Origin of the sequence: Bacillus sp. BS98 (assembly GCF_008432245.1) — a bacterium.
GTDB lineage: Bacteria > Bacillota > Bacilli > Bacillales > Bacillaceae_G > Bacillus_A > Bacillus_A toyonensis.
Genome location: NZ_CP043830.1, coordinates 848,580 through 874,566 on the forward strand (window position 1 = coordinate 848,580; position 25,987 = coordinate 874,566).

Sequence of the window (25,987 nt, forward strand, 5' to 3'; positions counted from 1 at the left end):
CGAGAAGAAAAGAGAGATGTATTATTATATAAAATTATGTATTAAAATTCATTTAAAGTTATAAATATTAATATTGGGGGCAAGGGGATATAATATGAAAATCTGTAATGCGGTTACGAGTGATGTGAAAGAAATTTATAGTCTCATTGAAGTTTATGCAAAAGAGGGGGTTGTTTTACCGCGTTCTCTTTTGTCTCTCTATCAATATTTGCAATGTTTATATGTTATGAAAGAAGGAGAGGAAGTCGTTGGAGTTGCTGGCTTACATGTATTAGGAGAGGATCTTGCAGAAGTACGATCTTTAGTAGTTTCGCATACATATGCAGGGAAAGGGATAGGGCGTATGTTAGTGAATCATGTTATGAATGAGGCGGCAAAGATAAAAGTGAACAGGGTAATTTCTTTAACATATGAAACGGAATTTTTTCAAAAGTGTGGGTTTGATTTTGTGAATAAGGAAGTGTTGCCAGAGAAAGTGTGGATTGATTGCAGGCATTGTCCAAAAGTTGATTATTGTGATGAAGTGGCGATGATTAGGTATGTTGGGTGAAATGTTTAGAAAGAAAAAAGCCCACTATTATTTAAGAAATAGTGGGTATCTATATTTTAGGCAGAAATGAGATGTTGTTAAGAATTTGAATTTGTTTTTCTTACTGCAAAATTAAAAATGGGATTTTTAAGTTCATAGTTATAAGTAGAACCATCGACAAGCCCTATAACTTTATCGCTATCATAAAGGTCGAGCATAAATTGTGCCATTTGTTTTGCAGTGTGGAATTTTGGTACAACATTATCGTATTGGAATTCATCAATATCAAATGATCGTTTCGCGAACTCTGTTTCAGTTGCACCAGGAGCTAAAACTTTTGCTTGTAATTTTGCACCTTGTTCTTTCAGTTCGTGAGATAATCCTTCTGTAAATGCACTTACATAGAATTTCGTAGCGCAATACGTAACAGCATTAGCGACAATCGTATATCCACCGCCTGATGAAATGTTAATAAGCTGTGTTCCATCAATCATTGAATAATCTCGAACGAAAAGGGAAGAGAGTATTGTTAGTGCTTCTATATTTACATGCAACATCGTTTCTATTTTATTTAAATTTTGTTCAGCAATTGAGGCAAAATTACCAAAACCTGCGTTGTTAATCCACGTTTCAATCTGGAAACTTTGGAGACTTTCATAAAGTTTATAAACATTTTCCGTGACGGATAAATCAGTTCTTCGAATGACAACATCTAACTCCGGATACATTTCGTTAATTTTCAATTTTAATCCATCTAATTCTTCTTTTCTTCGAGCTACAAGTATTATATTTTTTCCACGAGATGCAAAGGCTAAAGCCGATTCATAGCCAATTCCAGAACTAGCACCAGTAATAACAGTATATTTCATATAAAATCCCCCTAAGTTCAAATTCATTTATGGTTAGATTGTATTTGTTAGAGTATACTCTAAGTCAAATGTTTTTTATAAATTTGATAAGAATGCAAAATATATGAGGGCAAATGGCATGCGGAGGGAGTATGAGTATGTACACAATTAGCGAGGTAGCTACATTATTAGGAGTGAGCACACATACATTACGTTATTATGAAAAAGAGAACATACTAATTGCAAATCGCGATACAAATGGAAATCGACTGTATGAAGAATCACATATAAAGTGGTTGCAGTTTGTAATGAAGTTAAAACAAACGCAAATGCCAATAGCGAAAATAAGAGAATACGCTAGATTATATTTAGAAGGGGAGCATACAACTGAAGCTCGTTTGCAGCTCCTAGAAGATCATAGGAAATCTATTCAGATTCAAAGAGAAAACTTAGAAGTTACAGAGAAGATGCTTGAAAATAAAATCATTGCATACAAAGACTCGTTGAAAAATACATAGATTAAAAAATACGCTGTTTCCTGTTACGTGATGAAAAATGGATTTGATCTATGAGTATTTCATCATAGTGTGCGGACAAATAAAAAGAGCAGCTAGCAAAAGCTAACTGCTCCATTCAAGGGATCTCTCCAAGGGGGAGTGGAGAAAGTATCGTATTATCAATATTATTGACGGAATATTGATTTTATTAAACTAGATTAAAAATTTGAAAGACTATTGTTTTAACTAAAATTATAACAGTATTAAAAAGTTCATGTATACGCTCAAAGTTTTGACTACTATGAAATCCATACTTTTTATCTTTTTGATATTTGGAACGAATGAATTACTTGAAAAAATGGATGATTAATTATAACGATTATGTAATTATAATTACATTAAAAACTCATATGTTTCTAATATATAAAAAATATTACAATTACATTACAAAAACTGTTGACTATATTTAACTAACGTAATACAATTCTGTTTGTGGAAATAAAAACTAAAAATATTCATTAATTGGGGGATTTGGAAAATGAAGAAAGTTATTTTGCCGATTTTAATGTCTTCAATGTTTATCATACCAGCAGTGTCTCATGCAGAAGAAAATGTAGTTTCTCAAAAGAAAGCGGATACAATTGAGCAAGTTCAAGAAAAACGTGGTTGGTTTTAAGGGACGGGATACTGGTTGTACTATAATGAAGATGGTTCTTTGGCTATAGGTTGGAAAAATATTAATGGAAAATGGTATCACTTTGATGAAACAGGCATGATGGCTACATATATGAAAAATATTCAAGGAAAAACATATTATTTTAATGAAGATGGTTCAATGCAAATAGGATGGAAGAAAGTTCGAGTTTGGCATTATTTTAACGAAGATGGCTCTATGGCTAAAGATTGGAAAAAAATCAATGGTTCATGGTATCACTTTGACAAAGATGGTTACATGTCTGATGGCCGTAGGACTATAGGAGGAAAAACATACACTTTTAATGCAGATGGAACTATGGTTACAGGTTGGCAAGAGATTAAAAGTGGGCCTTATACAGGGAAATGGTTTTACTATAATGCAGATGGCGCTATGGAAACAGGTTGGGCACAAGTGAAAGGGAAATGGTATTATTTTGATGCATCTGGTGTCATGCAAACAGGCTGGTTAAAAAATAATAACGTATGGTATTACTTAAATACAGATGGATCAATGAAAAGCACAGAAAATAACTGGAACGAAGGCTGGTTAGAAGAAAACGGAAAGCGTTATGTTTTTGATGACACTGGTGCTATGCGAAAAGGGAAACTAGCTGAAGGCGGTACGGTTTGGTACTTTAATGAAGATGGTTCAATGCTAACAGGATGGAAACAGCTAGAAGAAGGATGGTATTACTTTAATGATCAATCTGGTGCAAGTGAACAAGGTTGGTTTAGCAATAAAGGGAAATGGTATTACTTTGAAGATGGCCCAATGAAAACAGGTTGGTTACAAGAAAATAAAAATTGGTATTATTTACAGTCTAGCGGTGACATGGCAGTTGGAAAACATTTAATTAATGGAAAATGGTATACGTTCAAACATAACGGTATTATGATGTAACAAAAGGTTTTTAAATAGAAATGTATTTTAAGAGATTTCCATAATGAAAAGGACACCTGTGAGGGTGTCTTTTTTACGCTAGCCCCCTATTAATAAAGAAAGAATAACATTTTTAACAATAATGAGTACCGATTTTTATTAAGTTGATTGATGGAGGAAGAGACATTGTTGCCATCAAGTTAAGCAATTTACGGTTTCTAAAAATGTAAAGTATTACAAGTAGTTAAATTGTTTATGGAATGTTGGTATTGACATTTTATAAATTATTCGTGTAAAATAATTTATGAATGACATTCAGTCATTTATTATGAAAGGGTGTAGATAAGTAATTTTTAATAACTGAACAAGAACAAATATAAGGATAAATGAGGCTGATATTGTTTTTTTAAAATAGTAGTTTGCGTGAGATTATATTTTTTAAATTAAAAATGACTGACGGTCAGTCATATAATAATAGAAGGTGAGAGATATGAAAAATAAAGCTTGGTTATATGTGATATTAACATGTATCTTTGAAATATTTTGGGTGTTCGGTTTTAATACAGCCCATACTTGGTGGCATTGGGTTGTTATTGTAGGAGTTATTGCTGTTGATTTTCATTTTCTTTCTAAAGCGTGCGAACATCTTGCAACAGGGACTGTATATGCTGTGTTTGCCGGAGCTGGTACGGTAGGTACTTTCCTAATGGATGTATTCCTTTTCGGCGGCAGTTTCAGTGTAGGGAAACTATTCTTTATCGTGATGGTCGTAGCGGGTGTTATCGGTTTAAAACTGGCTGATAATAAAGAAGAAATCGCGGAAGAAATTGTGAAAGGAGCTGCTTAAAAATGGGTTGGTTTTTCGTATTTTGTGCCGCAATTAGTGAAATAGTCGGTGTGATAGGACTTAAAATGTATAGTAAAGATAAGACGTTAGCAAATGGAGCGATTTATATAGGTGGATTTGCAACGTCCTTCGCATTCTTATACACTTCTTTCTTGTTCCTACAAGTAAGTGTGGCTTATGCGGTTTGGATTGGTATTGGAACAGCAGGCGCAGTTTTATTAAATATGTTTCTGTTTGGTGAATCAAAAAGTAAGGCACGTTTGATTAGCGTAGCTCTTATCGTATGTGGAGTTACGGGATTAAAGGCCCTTTCATAAGAAAAGGATATTAAAGCTAAATCTCCTAACGATCTGTTGGGAGATTTTTATTATGAAAGTACATGATGATTGACAGTACAGCTAGTTATTTTATAAAATGAGTGACAGTCATTCAATATGAGTGTGAAAGGGTTTAGATGATGAATAAAAAAGAAAAAATTGTCTATGCAGCTATTGAAGTGTTTCAGGAAAAGGGCGTTGAAAAAACGAAGATTTCTGATATCGTGAAATTGGCTGGCATTGCACAAGGAACTTTCTATTTATATTTTCCTTCTAAGCTATCTGTTATGCCTGCAATAGCAGAAGTGATGGTTGAGAAGATGATACTTGCAGTGAAAGAAAAAGTACAGAACGATGCATCTTTTTCAAGTAAAGTTGAGCAAGTAATAGATGCAGTATTTAACTTTATAGCTGAATATCGTGAAATACAAGCATTAATGTATGCGGGTCTTGCATCTACTGAACATATAAAAGAATGGGAAGCTGTATATGAGCCTCTTTATATGTGGCTAAGCGAATTTTTAAGCGAGGCAAAAGAAGCTGGTGAAATTCGTGATTCGGTTCACGCAGAGCGAACAGCCAAGTTATTTATCGCTCTTGTTGAATCAGCAGCGGAACAAGTTTATTTATACGATCATAAAGATGATGAGCAAGTGGAGCTTCAAAAGGCAGAAGTACTAGATTTTTTAATACATGCACTACATATAAAGAAATAAAGGGAAACTTTAATTGGTAGGGGCATTCCCTGCTGATTATTAGCCCGCATTAATGGGGACAAAACAGTTAGGTGAACCTATCTTAAGACGGTAGGTTCATTTCTACGAAAAACTGAATGATAGTCATTCACCCTGTATTTGTGTATGTGTGGAAGGATAAAGTGAAATTTTAATGAGTGGGGGGGTATCTCCACTCATTATTAGCCCACAAATAGCAGGATAAAGAAAAAGTTTCTTGGGCATTATTTTTGAGAGGAACTTACGGGAAGAGGTGTTAAAAAGTGAAGAAACCGATAAAAGAACAAAAGATGGTATTGGTCATTCTTTTAAGCAATATATTTATCGCTTTTTTAGGGATTGGGTTAATCATTCCGGTTATGCCGTCCTTTATGAATGATATGAATTTAACAGGTAAAACGATGGGCTATCTCGTTGCAGTGTTTGCAATGGCTCAGCTCATAACTTCACCAATTACAGGTCGTTGGGTCGATCTTTACGGTAGGAAGAAAATGATAATCATTGGATTATTTATTTTTGGTGTTTCAGAGCTTCTTTTTGGATTAGGAAAAGATGTGTGGATGCTTTATGTAGCGAGGGTGTTAGGCGGAGTTAGTGCTGCGTTTATTATGCCGGGTGTTACAGCATATGTTGCGGATATTACATCGATTCAGGAACGGCCAAAGGCGATGGGTTATCTTTCAGCAGCTATTAGCACTGGATTTATTATAGGGCCTGGAATTGGCGGGTTTATTGCAGAATACGGAATACGTGTGCCGTTCTTTGTGGCAGCAGTGATTGCTTTTGTAGCATGTGTGATTTCGATCTTTATTTTAAAAGAACCGTTAACGAAAGAAGAGCTTGCAGAAATTTCTTCTAATACGAAAGAATCAAGCTTTATTGGAGATTTAAAGAAATCATTAAACCCAATGTATGCAATCGCATTTATTATCGTATTTGTACTTGCATTCGGTTTATCGGCATATGAAACTGTGTTTAGTCTGTTTTCTGATCATAAATTTGGTTTCACGCCGAAAGATATTGCTGCAATTATTACAATTAGTTCAATCTTTGGGGTAGTTGTGCAAGTATTTATGTTTGGAAAATTAGTTGACATGTTTGGTGAAAAAGTGTTAATTCAAATATGTTTAATTGTGGGGGCAGTGTTAGCCTTCGTTTCAACTGTAGTCTTTAATTATTGGGTTGTACTGCTCGTTACTTGCTTCATTTTCCTAGCATTTGATTTACTTCGTCCGGCTTTAACGACGTTTTTATCAAAAGCAGCTGGAAAAGAGCAAGGATTTGTTGCTGGTATGAACTCAACGTATACGAGTTTAGGAAATATCGCAGGACCTGCTATGGGCGGAATATTATTTGATATGAATATTCATTATCCATATGCATTTTCAGGAGTTGTTTTAATCGTTGGTCTCGGCATTACATTTATGTGGAGAGAGAAACAGCTAGCTGAAAGTTTTGCGAAGTAATGTAGTGAATAATGAAAAGCCTCTTACTATTTGTATGGTAAGGGGCTTTTCGTTTATAAACTTAATCCAAACCGCTTTAATTCAATAAAAATCCCCTCTAACTGCTTTCCTTTATCCGTTAAAGTGTACTCTACGCGGGGCGGAACTTCTGGATATACTTTTCGCGTTATAATCCCTTGTGCTTCCAATTCTTTTAGGCGAAGCGATAATGTTTTTGGGCTAATGCCGTCCATTGATTTTTGTAAATCACTAAAACGTAAAGTTCCTTCAATAAGAAGGTCACGAATGATTAAAAACGTCCATTTTGTACTGATTACGTCAAGCGTTTTAGCGATAGGACAAGGTATGCCAGGTAAACCTTTCGTTAATACAACTGAATCTATATTGTTCATGGAACTAGCCTCCATAAAAATTTTTTGAATGAATTTGCTTTATAGTATCACAAAACTATACTTTTGGTAACTATATGAAAAAAATATCACTACTTCCATAAAGAAAGTTAGTGCATATACAATAGCAATATGAAATAAAAAGGGTTTAGATGAAGAGGAGGTGATTTCCATGAGTATGAAAAAATTGTTTATGTTCCTTAGTTTGTTTGTTGTTTGTATTGTACTTGTAGCATGCGGCGTGGAAGAAAAAACTGAAATTCATTTATTAAAAGAAATGCCAAAGCCAAAAGCAATGACAATTGATTCTTCATTAAGTAAAAAGGAAGCGACAGAAATGGTTCATGCAGCGCAGCGTTTTTATGCATTTTGGGATACAGGTAAAGAGAATCTTATTCCGCATACTGTTACGGAAAATTTCTTTGATAATACATTACCGAAAGGTCGTCCGCAAGGTACTGAAGGATTAAAGGTTGCGGCACAAAATTTTCGTAAAGTCGTTCCTAATATACATTGCGAGATTGAAGATTTATTAGTCGTTGGTGATAAAGTAACAGCTCGTCTTTCTTTTACGGGAACGCATAATGATAAGAAAATCAATTTTTTTGCAATTGATATGTTACATGTGAAAGACGGAAAGATCACGGAAGACTGGCATTTAGAAGATAATCTTACGCTGAAGCAGCAACTGGGCTTAATAGCTGAAGAGTAGATCATATAGGGGAGAGAAAAGCGATGAAAAATATTTTTATTATAAATGGACATGAGAAATACGGTACGAAAGAAGGACGATTAAATAGAACGTTAGTAGATTATATGGTAACGGTATTAAGCGAGAATCATCATGTGAAAACAACAACGATTCAAGATGGCTATAGTATTAAAGAAGAGCAAGAGAAGTTTTTATGGGCGGATGTTGTGATTTATCAAACACCAATTTATTGGTTTAGTGTACCGGGACTATTTAAAACATATATGGATGAAGTGTATGAATACGGTTTGTTCTTTAAAGGTGCTGATGAATATGGAACAGGTGGTTTACTAAAAGAGAAGCAATATATGTTTTCTACAACTTGGAATGCACCTGAAAAAGCATTTGGAGATAAGACGAAGTTTTTTGAAGGAGAAAGTTTAGAGTCAGCGCTTAGTCACTTACATCGCGTACAAAAGTTTCTTGGCATGAGTCCGTTAAAGAGTTTTGCTTGTTATGATGTGGTGAAGAATCCGGATATTGAGCAATATTTATTGAACTTGAAAAATCACTTGGATGGAGTAATTCAATAATAGTTTGTATTGTGAAGAAGGTACTACTAAGGATGTAGTACCTTCTCTTTTATGAAATACGTTGAAAATCTTTACTTATACAGGACTGCTTTAGTTTTTTTGATTTGATTAAATGTTTCATATCAGAGATGTTATCGTATGAAAGCTGAGTATGATAATAGTTAATGTACTCAAGTAATGCAAAAATATAAATAAATAGGGTGAATGATAGCCCACCTAAAGGTAAGTGGGGATACCAAATTACAAAATCAATAGTAAACGTAATAAATCCCGTGATAATGAATGCTATATTTATCTTTTTAAGTATTTTTAAATATTGAATCATCCTAATGGGCGTAACAGATGTTTTCTCTTTTTTTAGTCGTTTCCACTTTACGTACCAGTAAATTACTCCTTGTAATAAGATAAACTCTAAAAGAAGAAATGAGACCCAAAAAGAATATAGGGAATATAAATGTAATGTAGGATAAGCATAATTAAGTAAGTAACTTGTGAAGATAAAAGTAATGACTGAAAATAACTCACCTGTGTATAGATAGGAAAGTCTTTTTTCTAGGTTGCGTTTCATAGTTCCTCTCCTTTTATAATGACTCACATTTTAAGACATGGATGGCTGTATCCATAAATTTGCAAAATTTGCCCAACCGAATGAATCAATCGTTACATTTTTTAAAGAAGAAGGGTATGTTTTTCTTTTTAAAACGTGATAGTTAAATAAAATGATGTGTTCTGTTTGTAAAAATTCTTCGATTTCATACATGAGCTCGTAGCGCTTCTCCTTATTTCCTTCTAATAAAAATGTATCTAGCAAACAGTTAATTTGTTTTTCATAGTGCGGGTCCATGAACCGGTTTACGAAGCAACTTTTATTTTTAAATATATTTAAGAATGCAAGTTCATGATCGGCAGCAAATACTTCTCCCATAAAAATAATATCAGCATGTTGATCAATAGAACGATTCATATAATCTGAAACGAGAAATGGGTGAAGCTCTACTTGTATACCTAAACTTTCACATCGTGCTTTTAGGAAATGTGCATCATTTGCACTATCTTTAAATGCGAAGAAATAAATGTGTATCGTTTTTCCATTATAGGTGCTCTTTTTTAAATACTCTTTCGCTTTTTCTAAAGAGTAGGATCTTTTAGAAGCTTGACGGCTTCTTTCAGGGAAAAAACTTGATGCAGCAATTGTTCGTCTACCTTCTATGCTACGAATTATCGTTTCAACATCATATAGTTCTCTCCAAGCCTTTCGAAAGTACATGTCATGATGAGGACCAGGTTTTGTAAAGTTGAAGCCAGCATAAATACAACCTATTTCTTCTATTTGTATATCATGCGTTTCATTTTCTTCTTCATTTGGTAGTTCATAGTCAGCATCGATTTGTACATGATCAGGAATACCCCAAAATTCAATACGATCTAATAACGCGCGCTCTTTAAAATAATGAGTGAACGCTTCGAGCACGATATTATCTTCAGAGTAATAAGCAAGTTTGAAAGGTCCAGTACCTATGTAATGATGATTTTGGATACTCACATCACGCGGTAAAATTGCTAGTTGTATGGAACTTACATAGTGTAAGAAAAATAAATTTGGTTTTGCTAAATGAAATCGAATTTGCAGTGGTGATGGCGTTTCAATTTGAACAATTTCTTCTGTTAACCATTCGAAAGGAGAGTGAATTTCTTTTAGTCTTTCAAATGAAAATCGTACATCTTTAGAAGTTAAAACTGTTTCGTTATGAAAATATACATCCTTTCGTAAATAAAAAGTCCACGTAAGCCCGTCTTCACTTAATTCCCACGTATGCGCAATGTGTGGTTCCATTTTTTCAGTAACATCGTTATAAACGACTAACGTATCAAAAATTTGACTCGTAAGATGGCTCTCTGTAGTTACAGCCACAAAAGCCGGATCTAATGGAAATATCTTTCTCGATATAGGAATCTTTAATATGTCGTACATATCATTTGAAGGTTCGTATCCAAAATGATGATGTAGTTTATTTTCTATCTTTTTTTGAAGTGCAAGGGGTAGGGGTTCTTTTAAAAGAAGAAAGATATCTTTTAATTTTTCTTGCGCTAACAGTTCATCTGTATAGGACTCAATCGCTTCTACGAAATTATGTATAAATAGAATTTTCGTTTTATTCCCGCGGCCTCGCCCTGGAGTCCAGTTAATTAATTGCTCCTCGCTCATTTTCTTTAATAAAATCTTTACGTTTTTCGTACTGCAATATAAAACATCCGCTAATTCTTGTAAGCTATTTCGCATATGTTGTTGATCTTGTGCATGTAGTCTTAGTCTAATGTAATAGTCCATAATTTTCATATATACACTTCCTTCTATCATAAAAGGGGAAACTCTTTAGAATATTCTAACCTTTTTCTTCCTTTTTTTCAAAGTAAAATAAGTAAGCATAAGGAGGGGGAAACGATGGGATTTTGGAGTATGCATCGAAATATAAAAATTAGAATTATAACTTCGTTTTTAACACGTACTGTATCCACGATGATTTTTCCATTTATGGCGATTTATTTTTCAATAAAATTAGGTAGTGCAATTGCTGGTGCGTTGCTACTTATTAATGTAATTGCTTCATTAGTAATTGGTTTATACGGTGGATATGTTGGGGATCGACTTGGTCGTAAAAAAGTAATGATTATCGGTCAAAGTATACAAGTCATTTCAATCGCTTGTATGGGGATTGCAAATTCAGATTATGTAGATTCACCGTGGCTAACATTTATCTTTATGTTAGTGAATAGTTTAGGGTCTGGTCTTATGAATCCTGCGACAGAGGCGATGTTAATTGATGTGAGTACACCGGAAAATCGAAAAGTGATGTACAGCATTAACTACTGGGCGATTAATTTATCCATTGCAATTGGAGCGATATTTGGAGGACTACTATTTGAAAACTATAGATTACAATTGTTTATCGTATTAACGCTTGTTGCCATTATTACTTTATATGTGATGGCTGTATATATGGAAGAGGTGTATGTAGCGAGAAAAACAGTAGAGAAGAAAAATGTCTTAAAAGATATGGCAGATAGTTATAAAGTTGTAATGAAAGATAAAGCGTTTTTAATTTTTTGTGCAGCAAGTATATGTACATTATCTTTAGAGTTTCAGGTTAATAATTATTTAGGAGTACGTTTGCAGCAGGAATTTGAAACGGTGCACTTTTTCTTTGGGAATGGTGTTACGTTTGATTTAACAGGTATTCGAATGATGAGCTGGATTTCAGCAGAGAATACAATTTTAGTTGTGTTATGTTCGGCACTCCTTATTAAAATGCTGAAAAGCTTCAACGATTTGAAAATCTTATATGTAGGTTTATTCATTTATACAATTGGATTTACAATACTCGGAACGAGCAATAGCTTATCGATTTTATTAATTGCTGGGCTTTTCCAAACGGTAGGAGAGATAATGTATGTGCCGGTTCGTCAATCTATTATGGCGGATATGGTGCCGGATGAGGCAAGAGGTTCTTATATGGCGATTAACGGGATGGTCTTTCAAATGGCGAAAATGAACGGGGCATTAGGTGTTATGTTAGGTTCATTTATTGCATCTTGGGGCATGAGTGCTCTGTACTTTATTGTTGGTATGAGCAGTGTTTTATTATTTATGAAGGCGATAGGGAAAGAGAAATATCAAGATGAAGGGAAGGTTTCTCAGATCGGATAAAGTGAAACGATATAAAAAGCGAACCAGTTATAATGAGGAGCGCTTTTTATACCATTTTTAAAACGGATCAACTTCAGCTAAATTTGGAGTGGTATTCGGCTGTAGTAAAAGATTTTTTAACGTTCCTACTTCAGAAAGTGCTACTAATATGTAGCCACTAATCAGTACAATAAGCCCAATGACGCGTAACGTTTGTAAGCTCACTTCATTATTATTCGTTTCCGTTGGATTTGGGGGCGTTGAAGGTGGAGTATTGTTCATAGTTAGGCTCCCATCTTTTGTATTTATATATGTGTAAAATCATGATTTAACTTATGGATAGGAATTATATAGTCATTTTCACTATATGAGAACTGCCTATGAATAGTGATTGGGAATTTTAGAGTGAGATAAGAGGTGTATTTGTGGGAGTCGGGTTGCCCATAAACACGTGATTAGTGTGAACTAATAATCAGTGGGGGATGAAATAAATCCCCCACTGATTACATTTTGTTTTTCATACAAATAAAAGAGGTTAACCAAAGTAGCTATCCTAATATACGCAACGATTCTTCAATAAAAGCGGGGATATCTTCCGGTTGTCTACTTGTGACTAGCTGATTTTGGCATACGACTACTTCTTTATCATGAAAGTTTCCGCCAGCATTTTTCAAATCGACCTCAATGGATTTATATCCAGTCACATCGCGTCCTTCAAGTGTTTGTGCAGTGATGAGTAGCTGAGGTCCGTGACAAATAGCGAAAACGGGTTTTTCCGCATCCATAAATGTTTTGCTAAAGTGAACAAAACGTTCATCTGCACGAAGTATATCTGGGGAAAATCCGCCCGGTATGAAGAGGGCATCAAAGTTCTCTGGGGAAACATCATCAATACTTTTATCAATTACGACTTCACTTTTTCTTTGCTTACCGTGTACCGTTTTACCTTTTTCCATTTCAATAGTTGTTAATTCATATCCCTTTTGCTTAAAAGCTTCTACTGGCTCTGTGTATTCTGTATCCTCGAAATAATCCGTTATTAAAATAGCAATTTTTTTACTCATTGCAGTCAGCTCCTTATATTATAGTATCGGTTCCAGAATCATCCTTGAGCAATGCCTTTTATAAAGTGAAGCTTTAATTCATGTTTTTTCATTCCCTCCAGTTCCTTTGCCCTGTTAATTTAATAAATACCCTTTTTATTAGGACGTAAACATGTATTATCGTTTTTGTATGTAAAAATCATAAAATATCGGTTGTTTGAGGAAGAAAAATAAAAAAGCCAAGGAGATAATTTATTTTCTCCTTGGCTTTTAAGATAATTCTTTTCGTTAAAACGAAGAAACACGTTGCTTCGTTTTTGGTACAATAATAAATTTAATCCAGATTACCCCGATTATCATAATAATCAAGGTATGTAGTAATTGACCTGTAGCAATGAGTATAACACTCGAAAATACAATGAGTTGAATGCTTAGTAATATAAAGATTAAGCGAAGAAATTGATTCATTCGTTTTTCAGTATCAATCGGATACAATGCTACAATAATATTTCCCAAAAAATATTTCCAGAGGGAACGAAGCTGCATAGAAATCATATATAGGACGATATATGCGATAGCGCCTTTTACGTATGTGTTTGGTATAAAATATAAGGCGAAGGCACCAATCAGCCCTAAGCGAATATATATACCGAAATAATCATTCCCGCGTAAAAATGCTAGTGTATGTAAATAGAAGAAAGTTGCTCGTTTTTTATGTAATAAAGGTTCAATCCAATTTGTAAGCCATTTTCTTTTGTTTACTTGCTTATTAAGTTGCGGAACATCAGTAAAGATGCTAGCAAATTGATAAAAGCGAACATCCATTTTTTCTTCTTGCTCGATTATGTAATCCCACGGTATTCGTTTTGTAGGCTGTTTTTTCGTATATAGAAGTAGGAAAGCAAGTAGTAAGAGCAATCCGCCTAATATGAGAACATGTGCCGAGTAAAATAGCATGTAAATGATTAGGACGTTACAAGCAATACGAATAATGAACCATATGTTTTTTTCATGGCTATCACGCCACATCCAATATATGTACAGGTTCCAAGCTTTCGTAATCATTAAAACGATAAAGATTGTACATAAGAACGGTACAGTTAATTGTAATGATTGCATAGCCAGCGGAACGAGAATAAGGAACGTAAATAATAATGGGAAAATCTGAATGATGTAATTATATAGAAGAGATTTTTTAAAATAAGATGTTAGTTTCTCTTCTAATGCAAGCAAATAGACAGCATCAGGTTTTTGAATAAAGGTGCGAATGGGACATCTCATTATAATAAATGTAAGAACGGTCGTTATGAGTATGAGAGATATTCCTTTAGAAGGAGATGCTTTTAGAAACTGAGCATAATAATATGCGCCAACGCATGAAATAAAGATAAAGCTATATAATAAACCGTTAATCATACGTGCAAAGTATGTAATGATATTTTGCATATGTTGTTGGAAGCGACTGCTCCATAGTGATTCAATTGACATGTTTTTCACCTCTTTGTTCTATTATATATGTTTTACAAAAGAAAAAACGAGCAAATTGCGTTATGCAACTTGCCCGTTTTTCTTTTCGTTATTTTTTTTCTGATCACGATTCATTAATGGATAGAAAGCAAATCCAATTACGAATAAACCAATTCCGAGAAGGAACGTTTTTATATCGGATGCACCGGTTTTTATAACCCATAGTGCGTAGCAAAGTGCGATCACTGCGACTATACCATCTGTAATTCTTGCCCGCATTTCATTTTTATACGTTTCACCAGTTGCGACTAATTTTAACTGGAAGATCGGTGAAACGAGATATGGAATGAGGTAGGCCAGTGTTGATACGGTAATAACGAATGTATAAGCTTCCGCAATAGTTCCTGATAATGTTGAGAATAAGAATACTTGCGACATAATGTTTGTTAATCGTAATGAGTAAATTGGACTTCCTTTTTTATTTGTTTTTGTGAAGAAGGAAGGGAAGAAACCTTCTTTTGCTGCTTGATACGGTACTTCTGAGCTTAATAAAATCCAGCCTAAGATAGAACCGAATAGGGAAGTAAGAGCAAGTAATGCCATCAGTTTCCCGCCGCCATGACCCATTGCAGCATTTAGTGCATCTGCTAACGGACGTTCAGAAGCTTGTAATGTATCAACGTGAAGGACACCCATTGTTAAAATTGTAATTCCTAAGTAAATTGCAACTGTAATAAGTAATCCCGCAACTGTTGCCCGTTTTACCGTTTTTGGAGAAACAGCCCGGTTTGATAAAAGAACGGCTGATTCAATTCCGATAAACGCCCAAAGCGTTGTAAGAGCGGCTAAATTTACTTGTGAAAGAAGACCATGTGATACACCTGATTTATCGATCATCGGTGTGTACCATTGTCCAAACTTAGAAGCTTCGAATGCAAATAACGTAACGACGATAAATAAAAGGAATCCAGTCACTTTCGTTGTTGTTGCTAAGAAGTTTAGCTTTCCAGCTCCGCTTACACCATTAGTTAATATAATATGAGTTCCCCAAAGTAAGATGGAACAAATCGTAAATGTAATTAGTTTTCCGACTTCTATGTTAAACGAACCGATTGAAAATAGTAGTCGTGTATCTTTCATAATTGGGAAGAAGAGTGATAAATATCCCGCGAAAGATGTAATAATAGCAACGTTACTTGCCCAGTTTGCAACCCAATATCCCCATACCATACTGAAACCAGCCATTTTTTTCTTTTTTGGTGTTGAGAATAAAGCATATGCATGACTTTGTGGTCCTGTCGTTAAATCAGGACGACGAATTGCTAAATTACCGAAAACAAGAGCTAGCATTAAAACACCAAACCCTGTTGTTAACCAAGCTAAAGTGACACCGAGTGGGCTTGCTGTTTGTGCCAATGTACTTGGCACCATGAAAATCCCAGCGCCAACCATATTACCGACAACGAAAGCTGTTAGTACCCAAAAGCCCCATTTTTTTTGTTGCATAGAAAATACCTCCAAAGTTAGTATAACCAAGTCAAGCGAGGAGATATGTATGTCTTCCGATTAGAGAAGAGAAGTCCCAAACAAAACAAAAAAAGCACGTAATCTGCCGCTACATGCTTTCTATCTTATAAGAAACCCACGACATACCTCTCGATAGCTCTCCACAAACGAAACGTTTGTGACAGTTCTGCACTTATTAAATGCAGACCCAGCAAGTGTGCATGGTGGACACGACTTACTTCGGCAATCATTCCTTTCCCATTTCTTCATCAATGCCACTACATCTCCTGAAATGATACTCTTAATGACTGCAACCTCTACCTCACCGAGATACGAATGAGGATTTAAATATTAAATTAACGTATTTAAGAGTAACAAATGTATTTTTATACGTCAATGGATATAGTAATAATCAGATTATAGAGAAGAGTTTGTGATTAAAAGAGAGAGGGATTATTATGTAATATTGAATTTTCATAATATAATAAATGTTATTGACGCTAGAAGATTGAGAAGGGGATGAAGTATATGTCTGTATGTCATAAACATTCAGTAATAGGTGTGCTAGATTCGGGAGTTGGGGGATTAACAGTTGCGAGTGAAATTATAAGACAATTGCCTAAAGAGAGCATTTATTATATTGGTGATAATGAGCGTTGTCCGTATGGGCCAAGAAGTGTAGAAGAGGTACAATCTTTCGTATTTGAAATGGTTGAGTTCCTCAAACAGTTTCCGTTAAAAGCGCTAGTGGTAGCATGTAATACTGCTGCAGCTGCTGCATTGACTGCGCTGCAAGAAGCACTGTCTATTCCGGTTATTGGCGTTATACATCCGGGAGCAAGAGCGGCAATTAAAGTGACAAAGAAAGGGGAAATCGGAGTAATTGGAACTGTAGGTACGATACAGTCTAATATGTACGAAAAAGCATTACACGAGCTTGATACATATTTGGAAGTGCATAGTCACGCGTGCCCGACTTTAGCTACAGTTGTAGAAAATCAATTAGAAGATACAGCATATGTAACGCAGCAAGTGAAACAAGCTTTACTGCCATTAACGAAAGAAGATATAGATACGTTAATTCTTGGGTGTACGCATTATCCACTTTTAGAGTCCTATATAAAAAAGGAACTAGGAGAAGATGTAACGATTATTAGTTCTGCAGAAGAAACAGCGATAGAATTAAGCACAATTTTACAGCACAAAGGAATCCTGTCTGACAATTTGAATCCGAAGCATCGATTTTTTACAACAGGCTCTGTTTTATCATTTGAACATATTGCTGAGCGTTGGCTAGGATATGAAATTTCTGTAGAATGTGTGAATTTACCTATGGAAAAACAACTCGTGAAATAAAAAGAAGCTGATCTAAAACTAGATCAGCTTCTATATAAGATTAAACTAAGTTCAATACAGTTACTTTTTCACGTGTCATAGACTCAAGGCTCTTACGAATACCTTGTGCGCCCATACCTGAACCTTTTACACCGATGAATGGGAAGTGATCAGGTCCGCGCTCTGTGCGTCCGTTAATTTGAACAGAACCAGTTTCGATTTTGTTAGCAATTGCAAATGCTTTGTTAATGTCTTTTGTGAAGACACTTGCTTGTAAGCCGAACTCTGATTTGTTAGCAATTTCAATTGCTTGCTCATCTGAAGAAACGCGGATGATTGGAAGGATTGGGCCGAATGGCTCTTCCCAAGCAACTTTCATTTCTTCTGTTACGTGGTCGATTAATGTTGGGTAAATTAAGTTACGCTCACGTTTGTTACCGATAACGATTGTTGCACCTTTTTCAACAGCATCGTCAACTAAACCTTGAACGAAGTCAGCAGATTTATCGTCAATTAATGGAACGATTGTGCTGTCTTGTTCTGGAGATCCAACTGATAGTTCAGCTACTTGCGCTTTTACTAAGTCAACAAGCTCGTCTGCTACGTTTTCGTGTACAAGTACACGTTTAATAGCTGTACAACGTTGACCAGAGTAAGAGAATGCACCGCTTACGATATGGTTTGCAGCATCTTGTAAGTCAGCATCTTCACGAACGATACCAGGGTCTTTCCCACCAAGTTCTAATACAAGTGGAATCATTGCAGCTTTTTTCGCTAAATGTTTACCTGTGTTTGTACCACCTGTGAACGATACCATATTGATACCTTCGTGTTCTACTAAGTAGTCACCAATTACAGAACCGCGTCCTGTAGCTACGTTTACAAGACCTTTTGGAAGGCCAGCTTTATGAAGTGCTTCCACCATTTTAATACCGCTAATTGCACCTTGAGTTGCTGGTTTGAAAATAACAGCGTTACCCATAATTAATGCTGGTGCAAGTTTTGCAGCAGATAAGTTTACTGGGTAGTTAAACGGTGCGATTGCTAATACAACACCAAGTGGTGCGCGTTGGATAATCGCAAGTTTTGATTTTGTTCCGCCAGGGAAGCTATCGCCCATCATGCTTTCTCCGTGCATATGTAAAGCTTCTTCAATTGTGTAACGAATGAAGTCAGCTGTACGAACAACTTCTTTCTTCGCATCTTTATATCCTTTACCGACTTCTTTCATAATAATATCGGCAATTTCATCTTGCATATTTACGAGCTCATCAGCCCATTTATATAAATATTTTGCGCGATCTTGTAGAGAAGCTTCAGCCCATGATTTTTGAGCTTCTTTTGCAGATGCAATTGCTTCATCTACTTCTCCGCGAGTAATTGCTTGTACTTGACCAATTACTTCGTGTAAGTATGGAGATGGAATGTCGATTGTTTGTCCTGAAGAGCTTTCTCTCCATTCTCCGTTTAAATAAAATTTGTACGTATTGCTAGTTGTCATGATTAGTCCTCCTAAAATAGCAACTTGTAAGAGTGAGTATAAGGTGATTGTAGGGGGTTTGATAATATTTTTCAAATGAAATGTTTGTGAAAACGATTTCTTATTCTTTTTTTATTTTGTATGCCCTTTCTTACAGAAGATTCCCTTATTTCTAACTTATTTATCGTGTTATGAACCATTCTTCATTTTTTTGTGATAAAAGACTATCTTACTCTATAACGAAAAAAACAATTGACAGAATACTCAATATAGTTGTAAGATAATAAATGGAAAATAAATGAAAGGGGTGTGCGTAATGATTGTAATCGTAAATGTAATGGGCTTAGCTCTGTTAAATAACAGAAAACATTCATATCATTACGCAACCCGTACGGATATATAGGGCATTTTTGTCTTATAAAAAGCGTACGTTGCGTATATCGTAACGTACGCTTTTATGCATTCTTGTGCATATCGTCAAGCGACGGTATGCTTTTTTTTGTCCAATTTGCTTGTTTCCATACTTTGTATGGTTACTATAAAACTGAAATTTGGAAGGTGGAAAAATGTGATGAGATTGTATGGGTTACGAAATGTAAATGTGATTGGTTTGGATAGCGGATAAAGAAATGAGAGTGAAACGAAAACGAGAAGGGAGAGGTTACATTGTTTTCAGTATTACTAAAGTTAAGATGGTTTTTTAAAGAGCATTGGAAGAGATATAGTATCGCAATTGGTGCGCTTTTAATTGTAAATATAGTTGAAGTTATTCCCCCAAAAGTACTAGGGGTTACGATTGATAATATAAAAACAGGAACGTTAACGAATGCAGCAATTATGGAGTCTATTCTTATTTTAATAGGAGTTACGATAGTTGGATATGGCCTTACTTTTGTTTGGCAGCATCAATTATTTGGAGGTGCGTTCGTACTTGAGAAGACGATGCGCTCGAAATTTATGGGGCATTTACTCAAGATGACACCGACGTTTTATCAAAAAAATCGTACTGGCGATTTAATGGCGAGAGCAACAAACGATTTAAAAGCAATCGCTATGACAGCTGGTTTCGGTATATTAACGCTTGTAGATTCTAGTTTATATATGCTTACAATCGTTTTTATGATGGGATTTACAATAAGTTGGGAGCTTACATTAGCGGCCCTTATACCGCTGCCAATTATGGCATATGCGATGAATATATATGGAAAGAAATTGCATGAAAGGTTTACAGTTGCGCAAGATGCGTTCGGTGATATGAATGATAAAGTACTTGAATCAATTGCTGGCGTGCGGGTGATTCGTGCATACGTACAAGAGAACGCAGATCAGGAAAGATTTCATCATTTAGGAGATGACGTCTACGAAAAAAATATGAAGGTAGCAAGAATCGATGCGTTATTCCAACCAACTGTGAAAATGCTTGTCGGACTTAGTTATTTAATTGGTTTAGTGTATGGTGCATACCTTGTATTTCAATCAAAGGTGACACTTGGTGAGCTCGTTTCCTTTAACGTGTATTTAGGGATGATGATTTGGCCGATGTTTGCAATTGGCGAATTAATTAATGTTATGCAAAGAGGAAATGCTTCGTTAGATCGTGTGAATGAAACGTTAGCATATGAACCAGATGTAAAGAATCCGAAAAATCCAAAGCTTGTACAAGATCCTGATTATATTCAGTTTGATGAAGTTTCTTTTTCCTATCCTTCATCAGCTGAAGAAAATTTAAAAAAGGTTTCTTTTACATTAAAACAAGGAGAAACGCTAGGGGTTGTCGGAAAAACAGGAAGCGGAAAAACGACGCTTGTACGTCAGCTTCTTCGTCAATATCCGCTTGGAGAAGGGGATATTGCAGTTTCTGATGTGACATTAGATAAAATGACGAGTGATAATGTACTCGGGTGGATTGGATATGTACCTCAGGAGCACATTTTATTCTCAAAAACAGCGAGGGAAAATATTTTATTCGGAAACAGGGAAGCGACTGAAGAAGAGCTCGAGAAAGCCATTGAAATTGCTGCGTTTACAAAAGACTTAGAGTTTTTACCAGAAGGATTAGAAACGCTCGTTGGAGAGAAAGGTGTTTCGTTATCAGGAGGGCAAAAGCAAAGGATTTCGATTGCGAGAGCGGTTATTCAAAATCCAGAAATATTAATTTTGGACGATTCGTTATCAGCCGTCGATGCTCGTACGGAAGCGGCGATTATTGAAAATATAAGAACGGAAAGAAGCGGAAAGACGACGATTATTACGACGCACCGTTTATCTGCCGTACAACATGCAGATTGGATTCTCGTTATGGATGACGGCGAAGTTATGGAAGAAGGCACGCATGACCAGTTACTTCGAAACGGAGGCTGGTATGCTGAGCAGTTTGAAAGACAACAAGGTGAAAATGAGAGTGCGGATAGTGGGGTGAAAATATGAGTGTTTCAAAACGATTGTTTCAATATGCGATGAAAGTAAAAGGGACGATTTTTGCAGCGATGGCGATGTTATTTATTTTCGTTATCGCTGAGCTTGCCGGTCCGTTCGTCGCTAAAACGATGATTGACGATCATATCGTCGCGATAGAAAAATCTTGGTATGAGACAGAAAAGAGTGAAGATGCTGTTTCATATAATGGCGCCTATTATAAGCGAAGTGATCGCTTTGAACAAGGTGAGAAAAAAGGAAAAGAAGTACGCGTGATGCAAGTCGGTTTTCAATATTACTTTGTACCAAATAAAGTAAATATTGAAGGGTCACGTTCTGTGAAAGGGGATATGATTACCATTCAAAATGGTAAGGCGGTGCAAGTGTATAAAGCGAAAGCATTAACGAAGGAAGAAGTGTTTGCGTTTTATAAGCCAGAAATAAACCCCCTACTATTACTTGGTGGAGGCTATTTTGCTCTATTAGTAATTGTGTCATTATTTGCATATGGAAAGCAGTTTTTTTTACAGAAGGCAGCAAACAAAATTATTCAAATTATGAGGGAAGACGTCTTCTCTCATATTCAAACGTTACCGATCAGGTACTTTGATCATTTACCAGCAGGGAAAATCGTTTCGCGTGTAACGAATGATACAGAGGCGATTCGGGATTTATACGTAACAGTGCTTGCGACATTCGTCTCTAGTATCATTTATATTATCGGGATATTTGCAGCGCTATTTTTACTCGATGTGAAACTTGCGTCGTTCTGTTTATTAATTATCCCGATTTTAATTGTTTGGGCGATTTTATATAGAAAGTATGCATCTGTATACAATCATAAAATGCGTTCACGTTTATCCGATATTAACGGTACAGTGAATGAATCGATTCAAGGGATGCCAATTATTCAAACGTTCCGTCAAGAACGTGAAACGAAAAAAGAGTTTGAAGAATTAAATGGCGATTATTTTAAGTATCAAAATAAAATTTTAAATTTAAATGCAGCAACTTCGCATAACTTAGTGTCTGTATTACGAAATATCGCTTTCACAGGTGTGATTTGGTATTTTGGGGGAGCTTCATTAAGTGCTTCAGGCATCATTTCTCTAGGGATACTGTATGCGTTTGTCGATTATTTAACGAGATTGTTCTCACCAATTACAAATATGGTAAATCAGCTTGCTAACTTAGAACAATCGCGCGTTGCGTCAGAGCGTGTCTTCGAATTGCTAGAGGAAAAGGGAGAGGCAGTGGAAGAAGAGCGCATGCCTCGCTTGCAAGGAAATGTGAAGTTTGATAATGTTTCGTTTTCTTATAATGGAAAAGATGAAGTGCTAAAAAATATTTCTTTTGAAGCGAAACAAGGCGAGACAGTAGCACTTGTCGGTCATACTGGATCAGGAAAAAGTTCCATTATGAATGTACTCTTTCAATTTTATGAGTTTGAAAAAGGAAAGCTTACGATTGACGGTCACGATGTAAAAGAAATGCCGAAACAAGCAACTCGTGAGCATATGGGAATCGTATTACAAGATCCGTTTTTATTTAGCGGGACGGTCGCTTCCAATGTAAGCTTAGAGAACGAAAAAATTTCAAAAGATCGCATCGTAAAAGCATTACGTGATGTGGGTGCGGAAAGGTTTGCGAACAATATAAACGAAGAAATTACGGAGAAAGGAAGTACACTTTCAACCGGAGAACGTCAGCTTATATCGTTTGCTAGAGCACTCGCTTTTGATCCAGCCATTTTAATTTTAGATGAAGCAACATCTAGTATTGATACAGAGACAGAGGCAATGATTCAACAAGCGCTAGAAGTTGTGAAAAAAGGGAGAACGACGTTTATTATCGCTCACCGTCTTTCAACGATTAAAAGTGCGGATCAAATTATTGTACTCGATAGAGGAACAATCTTAGAAAAAGGTTCTCATGATGAATTAATGAAAAAGCGTGGGCGTTATTATGATATGTACAAAACGCAAATGGAAGGGAACCAGAGCGCTTAATGCGGGGAAGAACTTGCGATTGTCGCAAGTTCTTTTTTGTTGGCAAAATGTCGGCGATAAAGGTACATAATAAGAAGTATTATTTTACCTTTCCTACAATTAATGCTATATTAAAAAATGTTACTTATTTTTTGTATGTAGCGTTATTTTTCCATTTTGTTTGATTATGAAGAAAAAGGATAAACTAAATAAGAACATTTTCATTGAAAAATTGTTCAAGATTGCATACAATCAATATAGTTTTTAAATTCCTATCAGAATACTTGGAGGATTACCATCATGAAAAAATTATTTTCAGTGCTTGCAGTAACTACATTAGCGATCGGGATTGTAGCCGGCTGCGGTAAAGAAGAGAAAAAAGATACAGCTAGTCAAGACGCATTACAAAAGATTAAACAAAGCGGTGAACTTGTAATTGGTACAGAAGGTACATACCCACCATTTACGTTCCACGATTCAAGCAATAAATTAACTGGATTTGACGTTGAATTAGCAGAAGAAGTTGCAAAACGTTTAGGTGTAAAACCTGTATTTAAAGAAACACAATGGGATAGCTTACTTGCTGGTTTAGATGCGAAGCGTTTCGATATGGTTGCGAACGAAGTTGGTATTCGTGAAGATCGTCAAAAGAAATATGATTTCTCTAAACCATACGTTTCATCTTCAGCAGTATTAGTTATTGCAAAAGATAAAGATAAACCTGCTACATTTGCTGATGTAAAAGGGTTAAAAGCAGCGCAATCTTTAACAAGTAACTATGCAGATATTGCTAAGAAAAATGGTGCGGAAATTACTAACGTAGAAGGCTTTAGCCAAGCGGCAGAATTGTTAAACACTGGCCGTGTTGATTTCACAATTAATGATAAGTTATCAGTATTAAACTACTTAGAAACGAAAAAAGATGCAAAAATTAAAATTGTAGATACAGAAAAAGAAGCTTCACAAAGTGGATTCTTATTCCGTAAAGGTAGCAATAAGCTTGTACAAGAAGTTGATAAAGCGTTAGAAGATATGAAAAAAGATGGTACGTACGACAAAATAGCGAAAAAATGGTTCGGTGAAAATGTATCTAAGTAGTGCATTGGTTTCAGATCGATTGTCTACTTGGATAGATATTATGCAGTCTTCCTTCATGCCTATGCTGAAGGAAGCTGTCTTTACGACAATTCCATTAACGCTTATTACATTCATTATCGGAATTATACTGGCGACGTTAACAGCGCTCGCGCGTATTTCAGGTAGTCGTATTTTACAATGGATTGCTCGTATCTATGTATCTATCATTCGCGGAACGCCACTTCTTGTACAGTTATTTATTATTTTCTATGGTCTTCCAACTCTTAATATTGAAGTTGAGCCGTATACAGCAGCAGTTATTGGATTTTCATTAAATGTTGGTGCGTATGCATCTGAAATTATTCGTGCTTCTATCCTTTCAATTCCGAAAGGACAGTGGGAAGCAGCTTATACAATTGGGATGACATATCCACAAGCATTAAAACGTGTTATTTTACCGCAAGCAACGCGCGTATCAATTCCGCCGCTTTCGAATACATTTATTAGCTTAGTGAAGGATACTTCATTAGCATCGTTAATTTTAGTAACAGAAATGTTCCGAAAAGCGCAGGAAATTGCGGCAATGAACTATGAGTTTTTAATTGTTTATTTTGAAGCAGGTCTTATTTATTGGGTTATTTGTTTCTTATTATCAATCGTACAACAGATGTTAGAAAAGCGTTCAGAACGCTACACATTAAAATAATCCTTTTACAAAAGGAGTTTTTGTTTTTATGATTTCAATTCAGCACTTACAAAAAAGTTTCGGAGATAATACCGTACTAAAGCATATAGATTTATCAGTTGAGAAGGGCGAGGTTGTTGTTATTATCGGACCTTCTGGATCTGGTAAAACGACGTTTCTACGTTGCCTAAACGTTCTAGAAACACCGAACGCTGGTAGCATTCGTATCGGCAATAAAGAGCTTGATTTCGCTCAAAAAGTATCGAAGAAAGATATTGTAAATCTTCGTACACAAACAGGAATGGTGTTCCAACATCATAACTTATTCCCGCATTTAACAGCCATTCAAAATGTAATGGAAGGGCTCGTTACAGTGAAAAAGATGGGGAAAGAAGAAGCGAAGAAAAAAGCAAACTACTTCCTTGAAAAAGTTGGTTTAGCAGATAAAGTGGATTTATATCCGTTCCAATTATCAGGTGGACAACAACAGCGCGTTGGAATTGCTCGCGCGCTTGCGATGGAACCGGAAGTGTTACTATTTGATGAACCGACGTCAGCACTTGATCCTGAACTCGTTCAAGAAGTTCTAAAGGTAATGAAAGAACTTGCTAAAGAAGGCATGACGATGGTTATTGTAACGCATGAGATGCGTTTTGCTCATCAAATTGCGAATCGTGTTATTTTCATGGATGGCGGTGTCGTTGTCGAACAAGGTACACCAGAGGATGTATTTACAAATCCAAAAGAAGAACGCACGAAGAAATTTTTACAAATGCTTCAATAATTAAGAAAGGTCTCAAGGCATATGCCTTGAGACCT

At 35.6% G+C, this 25,987-nt stretch carries 24 protein-coding genes, 1 pseudogene and 1 riboswitch; of the genes and pseudogenes, 16 read left to right on the plus strand and 9 right to left on the minus strand.

Annotation, left to right across the window (positions count from 1 at the left end; genetic code table 11):
* Positions 1–94 precede the first annotated feature (94 nt).
* Positions 95–550: an N-acetyltransferase gene (locus F0362_RS04370; protein WP_000686679.1), complete on the plus strand. Its 456-nt coding sequence runs from the start codon at positions 95–97 to the stop codon at positions 548–550.
* Positions 551–627: 77 nt separating this feature from the next.
* Here F0362_RS04370 and F0362_RS04375 read toward each other — a convergent pair whose 3' ends face one another.
* Positions 628–1,398 carry an SDR family NAD(P)-dependent oxidoreductase gene (locus F0362_RS04375; RefSeq protein WP_000878088.1) on the minus strand — a complete coding sequence of 257 codons (771 nt, stop codon included), beginning with the start codon at positions 1,396–1,398 and terminating at the stop codon, positions 628–630.
* A gap of 137 nt (positions 1,399–1,535) precedes the next feature.
* Between F0362_RS04375 and F0362_RS04380 the strand changes: the two genes are divergently transcribed.
* The 6 genes and pseudogenes from F0362_RS04380 (at position 1,536) to F0362_RS04410 (ending at position 6,814) form a co-directional block, all read left to right on the plus strand.
* A complete protein-coding gene (locus F0362_RS04380) occupies positions 1,536–1,895 on the plus strand; it encodes a MerR family transcriptional regulator (RefSeq protein ID WP_000288079.1) in 360 nt (119 codons plus the stop codon).
* A 517-nt stretch (positions 1,896–2,412) separates the two neighbouring features.
* Positions 2,413–3,471 (plus strand): annotated as a pseudogene (locus tag F0362_RS04390) (glucan-binding protein).
* A gap of 469 nt (positions 3,472–3,940) precedes the next feature.
* On the plus strand, positions 3,941–4,297 hold the full coding sequence (locus F0362_RS04395) for a DMT family transporter (RefSeq protein WP_098001296.1): 357 nt from the start codon (positions 3,941–3,943) through the stop codon (positions 4,295–4,297).
* 2 nt (positions 4,298–4,299) lie between these two features.
* Complete coding sequence (locus F0362_RS04400) at positions 4,300–4,614, plus strand: DMT family transporter (RefSeq protein ID WP_000539672.1); 315 nt, start codon at positions 4,300–4,302, stop codon at positions 4,612–4,614.
* A gap of 137 nt (positions 4,615–4,751) precedes the next feature.
* Positions 4,752–5,330 carry a TetR/AcrR family transcriptional regulator gene (locus F0362_RS04405; protein ID WP_002038002.1) on the plus strand — a complete coding sequence of 193 codons (579 nt, stop codon included), beginning with the start codon at positions 4,752–4,754 and terminating at the stop codon, positions 5,328–5,330.
* Between the two features lie 281 nt (positions 5,331–5,611).
* Positions 5,612–6,814 (plus strand): MFS transporter, encoded by a 1,203-nt coding sequence (locus F0362_RS04410; RefSeq protein ID WP_000742966.1) that lies wholly within the window; start codon positions 5,612–5,614, stop codon positions 6,812–6,814.
* Positions 6,815–6,867: 53 nt separating this feature from the next.
* Here F0362_RS04410 and F0362_RS04415 read toward each other — a convergent pair whose 3' ends face one another.
* Complete coding sequence (locus F0362_RS04415; protein WP_001059478.1) at positions 6,868–7,206, minus strand: winged helix-turn-helix transcriptional regulator; 339 nt, start codon at positions 7,204–7,206, stop codon at positions 6,868–6,870.
* Between the two features lie 169 nt (positions 7,207–7,375).
* On the opposite strand from F0362_RS04415, the gene F0362_RS04420 reads away from it, so the two are divergent.
* Both F0362_RS04420 and F0362_RS04425 read left to right on the plus strand, forming a co-directional pair.
* Positions 7,376–7,915: an ester cyclase gene (locus tag F0362_RS04420; RefSeq protein ID WP_000061962.1), complete on the plus strand. Its 540-nt coding sequence runs from the start codon at positions 7,376–7,378 to the stop codon at positions 7,913–7,915.
* Between the two features lie 23 nt (positions 7,916–7,938).
* Positions 7,939–8,487, plus strand: coding sequence for an NAD(P)H-dependent oxidoreductase (locus F0362_RS04425; RefSeq protein ID WP_000789203.1), 549 nt, complete (start codon positions 7,939–7,941; stop codon positions 8,485–8,487).
* A gap of 49 nt (positions 8,488–8,536) precedes the next feature.
* On the opposite strand, the gene F0362_RS04430 is transcribed toward F0362_RS04425, so the two are convergent.
* Together F0362_RS04430 and F0362_RS04435 are read right to left on the minus strand one after the other, a co-directional pair.
* The gene (locus F0362_RS04430; RefSeq protein WP_061529752.1) at positions 8,537–9,055 is read right to left on the minus strand and encodes a hypothetical protein; all 519 of its coding nucleotides are present in this window, start codon (positions 9,053–9,055) and stop codon (positions 8,537–8,539) included.
* A 30-nt stretch (positions 9,056–9,085) separates the two neighbouring features.
* Positions 9,086–10,846 carry an SgrR family transcriptional regulator gene (locus F0362_RS04435; protein WP_149889667.1) on the minus strand — a complete coding sequence of 587 codons (1,761 nt, stop codon included), beginning with the start codon at positions 10,844–10,846 and terminating at the stop codon, positions 9,086–9,088.
* A gap of 84 nt (positions 10,847–10,930) precedes the next feature.
* On the opposite strand from F0362_RS04435, the gene F0362_RS04440 reads away from it, so the two are divergent.
* On the plus strand, positions 10,931–12,193 hold the full coding sequence (locus tag F0362_RS04440) for an MDR family MFS transporter (protein ID WP_149889668.1): 1,263 nt from the start codon (positions 10,931–10,933) through the stop codon (positions 12,191–12,193).
* Positions 12,194–12,250: 57 nt separating this feature from the next.
* On the opposite strand, the gene F0362_RS04445 is transcribed toward F0362_RS04440, so the two are convergent.
* The 4 genes from F0362_RS04445 to F0362_RS04460 all read right to left on the minus strand — a co-directional run bounded on the left by F0362_RS04445 (position 12,251) and on the right by F0362_RS04460 (position 16,188).
* Positions 12,251–12,454: a hypothetical protein gene (locus F0362_RS04445; RefSeq protein ID WP_001066489.1), complete on the minus strand. Its 204-nt coding sequence runs from the start codon at positions 12,452–12,454 to the stop codon at positions 12,251–12,253.
* Between the two features lie 266 nt (positions 12,455–12,720).
* The gene (locus tag F0362_RS04450; RefSeq protein ID WP_000037539.1) at positions 12,721–13,236 is read right to left on the minus strand and encodes a type 1 glutamine amidotransferase domain-containing protein; all 516 of its coding nucleotides are present in this window, start codon (positions 13,234–13,236) and stop codon (positions 12,721–12,723) included.
* Positions 13,237–13,503: 267 nt separating this feature from the next.
* Positions 13,504–14,703, minus strand: coding sequence for an ABC transporter permease (locus tag F0362_RS04455; protein WP_000021402.1), 1,200 nt, complete (start codon positions 14,701–14,703; stop codon positions 13,504–13,506).
* 60 nt (positions 14,704–14,763) lie between these two features.
* Complete coding sequence (locus F0362_RS04460; protein WP_001186296.1) at positions 14,764–16,188, minus strand: amino acid permease; 1,425 nt, start codon at positions 16,186–16,188, stop codon at positions 14,764–14,766.
* A gap of 146 nt (positions 16,189–16,334) precedes the next feature.
* A riboswitch (Lysine riboswitch) is annotated at positions 16,335–16,516 on the minus strand.
* A 200-nt stretch (positions 16,517–16,716) separates the two neighbouring features.
* On the opposite strand from F0362_RS04460, the gene racE reads away from it, so the two are divergent.
* On the plus strand, positions 16,717–17,544 hold the full coding sequence (gene racE / locus F0362_RS04465; RefSeq protein WP_000109657.1) for a glutamate racemase: 828 nt from the start codon (positions 16,717–16,719) through the stop codon (positions 17,542–17,544).
* A 40-nt stretch (positions 17,545–17,584) separates the two neighbouring features.
* Here the strand turns inward: racE and gapN are convergent, their stop codons facing one another.
* A complete protein-coding gene (gapN, locus tag F0362_RS04470; protein ID WP_000213647.1) occupies positions 17,585–19,024 on the minus strand; it encodes an NADP-dependent glyceraldehyde-3-phosphate dehydrogenase in 1,440 nt (479 codons plus the stop codon).
* A gap of 645 nt (positions 19,025–19,669) precedes the next feature.
* Between gapN and F0362_RS04485 the strand changes: the two genes are divergently transcribed.
* From F0362_RS04485 to F0362_RS04510, 5 genes are all read left to right on the plus strand, one after another.
* Positions 19,670–21,430, plus strand: a complete 1,761-nt coding sequence (locus F0362_RS04485) for an ABC transporter ATP-binding protein (protein WP_000493209.1) — start codon at positions 19,670–19,672, stop codon at positions 21,428–21,430.
* Positions 21,427–23,427, plus strand: coding sequence for an ABC transporter ATP-binding protein (locus tag F0362_RS04490; RefSeq protein ID WP_000116604.1), 2,001 nt, complete (start codon positions 21,427–21,429; stop codon positions 23,425–23,427). Before F0362_RS04485 ends, F0362_RS04490 begins: the two co-directional genes overlap by 4 nt.
* A 279-nt stretch (positions 23,428–23,706) precedes the next feature.
* On the plus strand, positions 23,707–24,504 hold the full coding sequence (locus F0362_RS04500; RefSeq protein ID WP_061529755.1) for an amino acid ABC transporter substrate-binding protein: 798 nt from the start codon (positions 23,707–23,709) through the stop codon (positions 24,502–24,504).
* Entirely contained in the window at positions 24,491–25,189 is a 699-nt protein-coding gene (locus tag F0362_RS04505; protein WP_000281495.1) for an amino acid ABC transporter permease, read from the plus strand. The genes F0362_RS04500 and F0362_RS04505 overlap by 14 nt, the downstream gene beginning before the upstream one ends.
* A 28-nt stretch (positions 25,190–25,217) precedes the next feature.
* The gene (locus F0362_RS04510; protein WP_000623596.1) at positions 25,218–25,952 is read left to right on the plus strand and encodes an amino acid ABC transporter ATP-binding protein; all 735 of its coding nucleotides are present in this window, start codon (positions 25,218–25,220) and stop codon (positions 25,950–25,952) included.
* Positions 25,953–25,987: the final 35 nt, after the last annotated feature.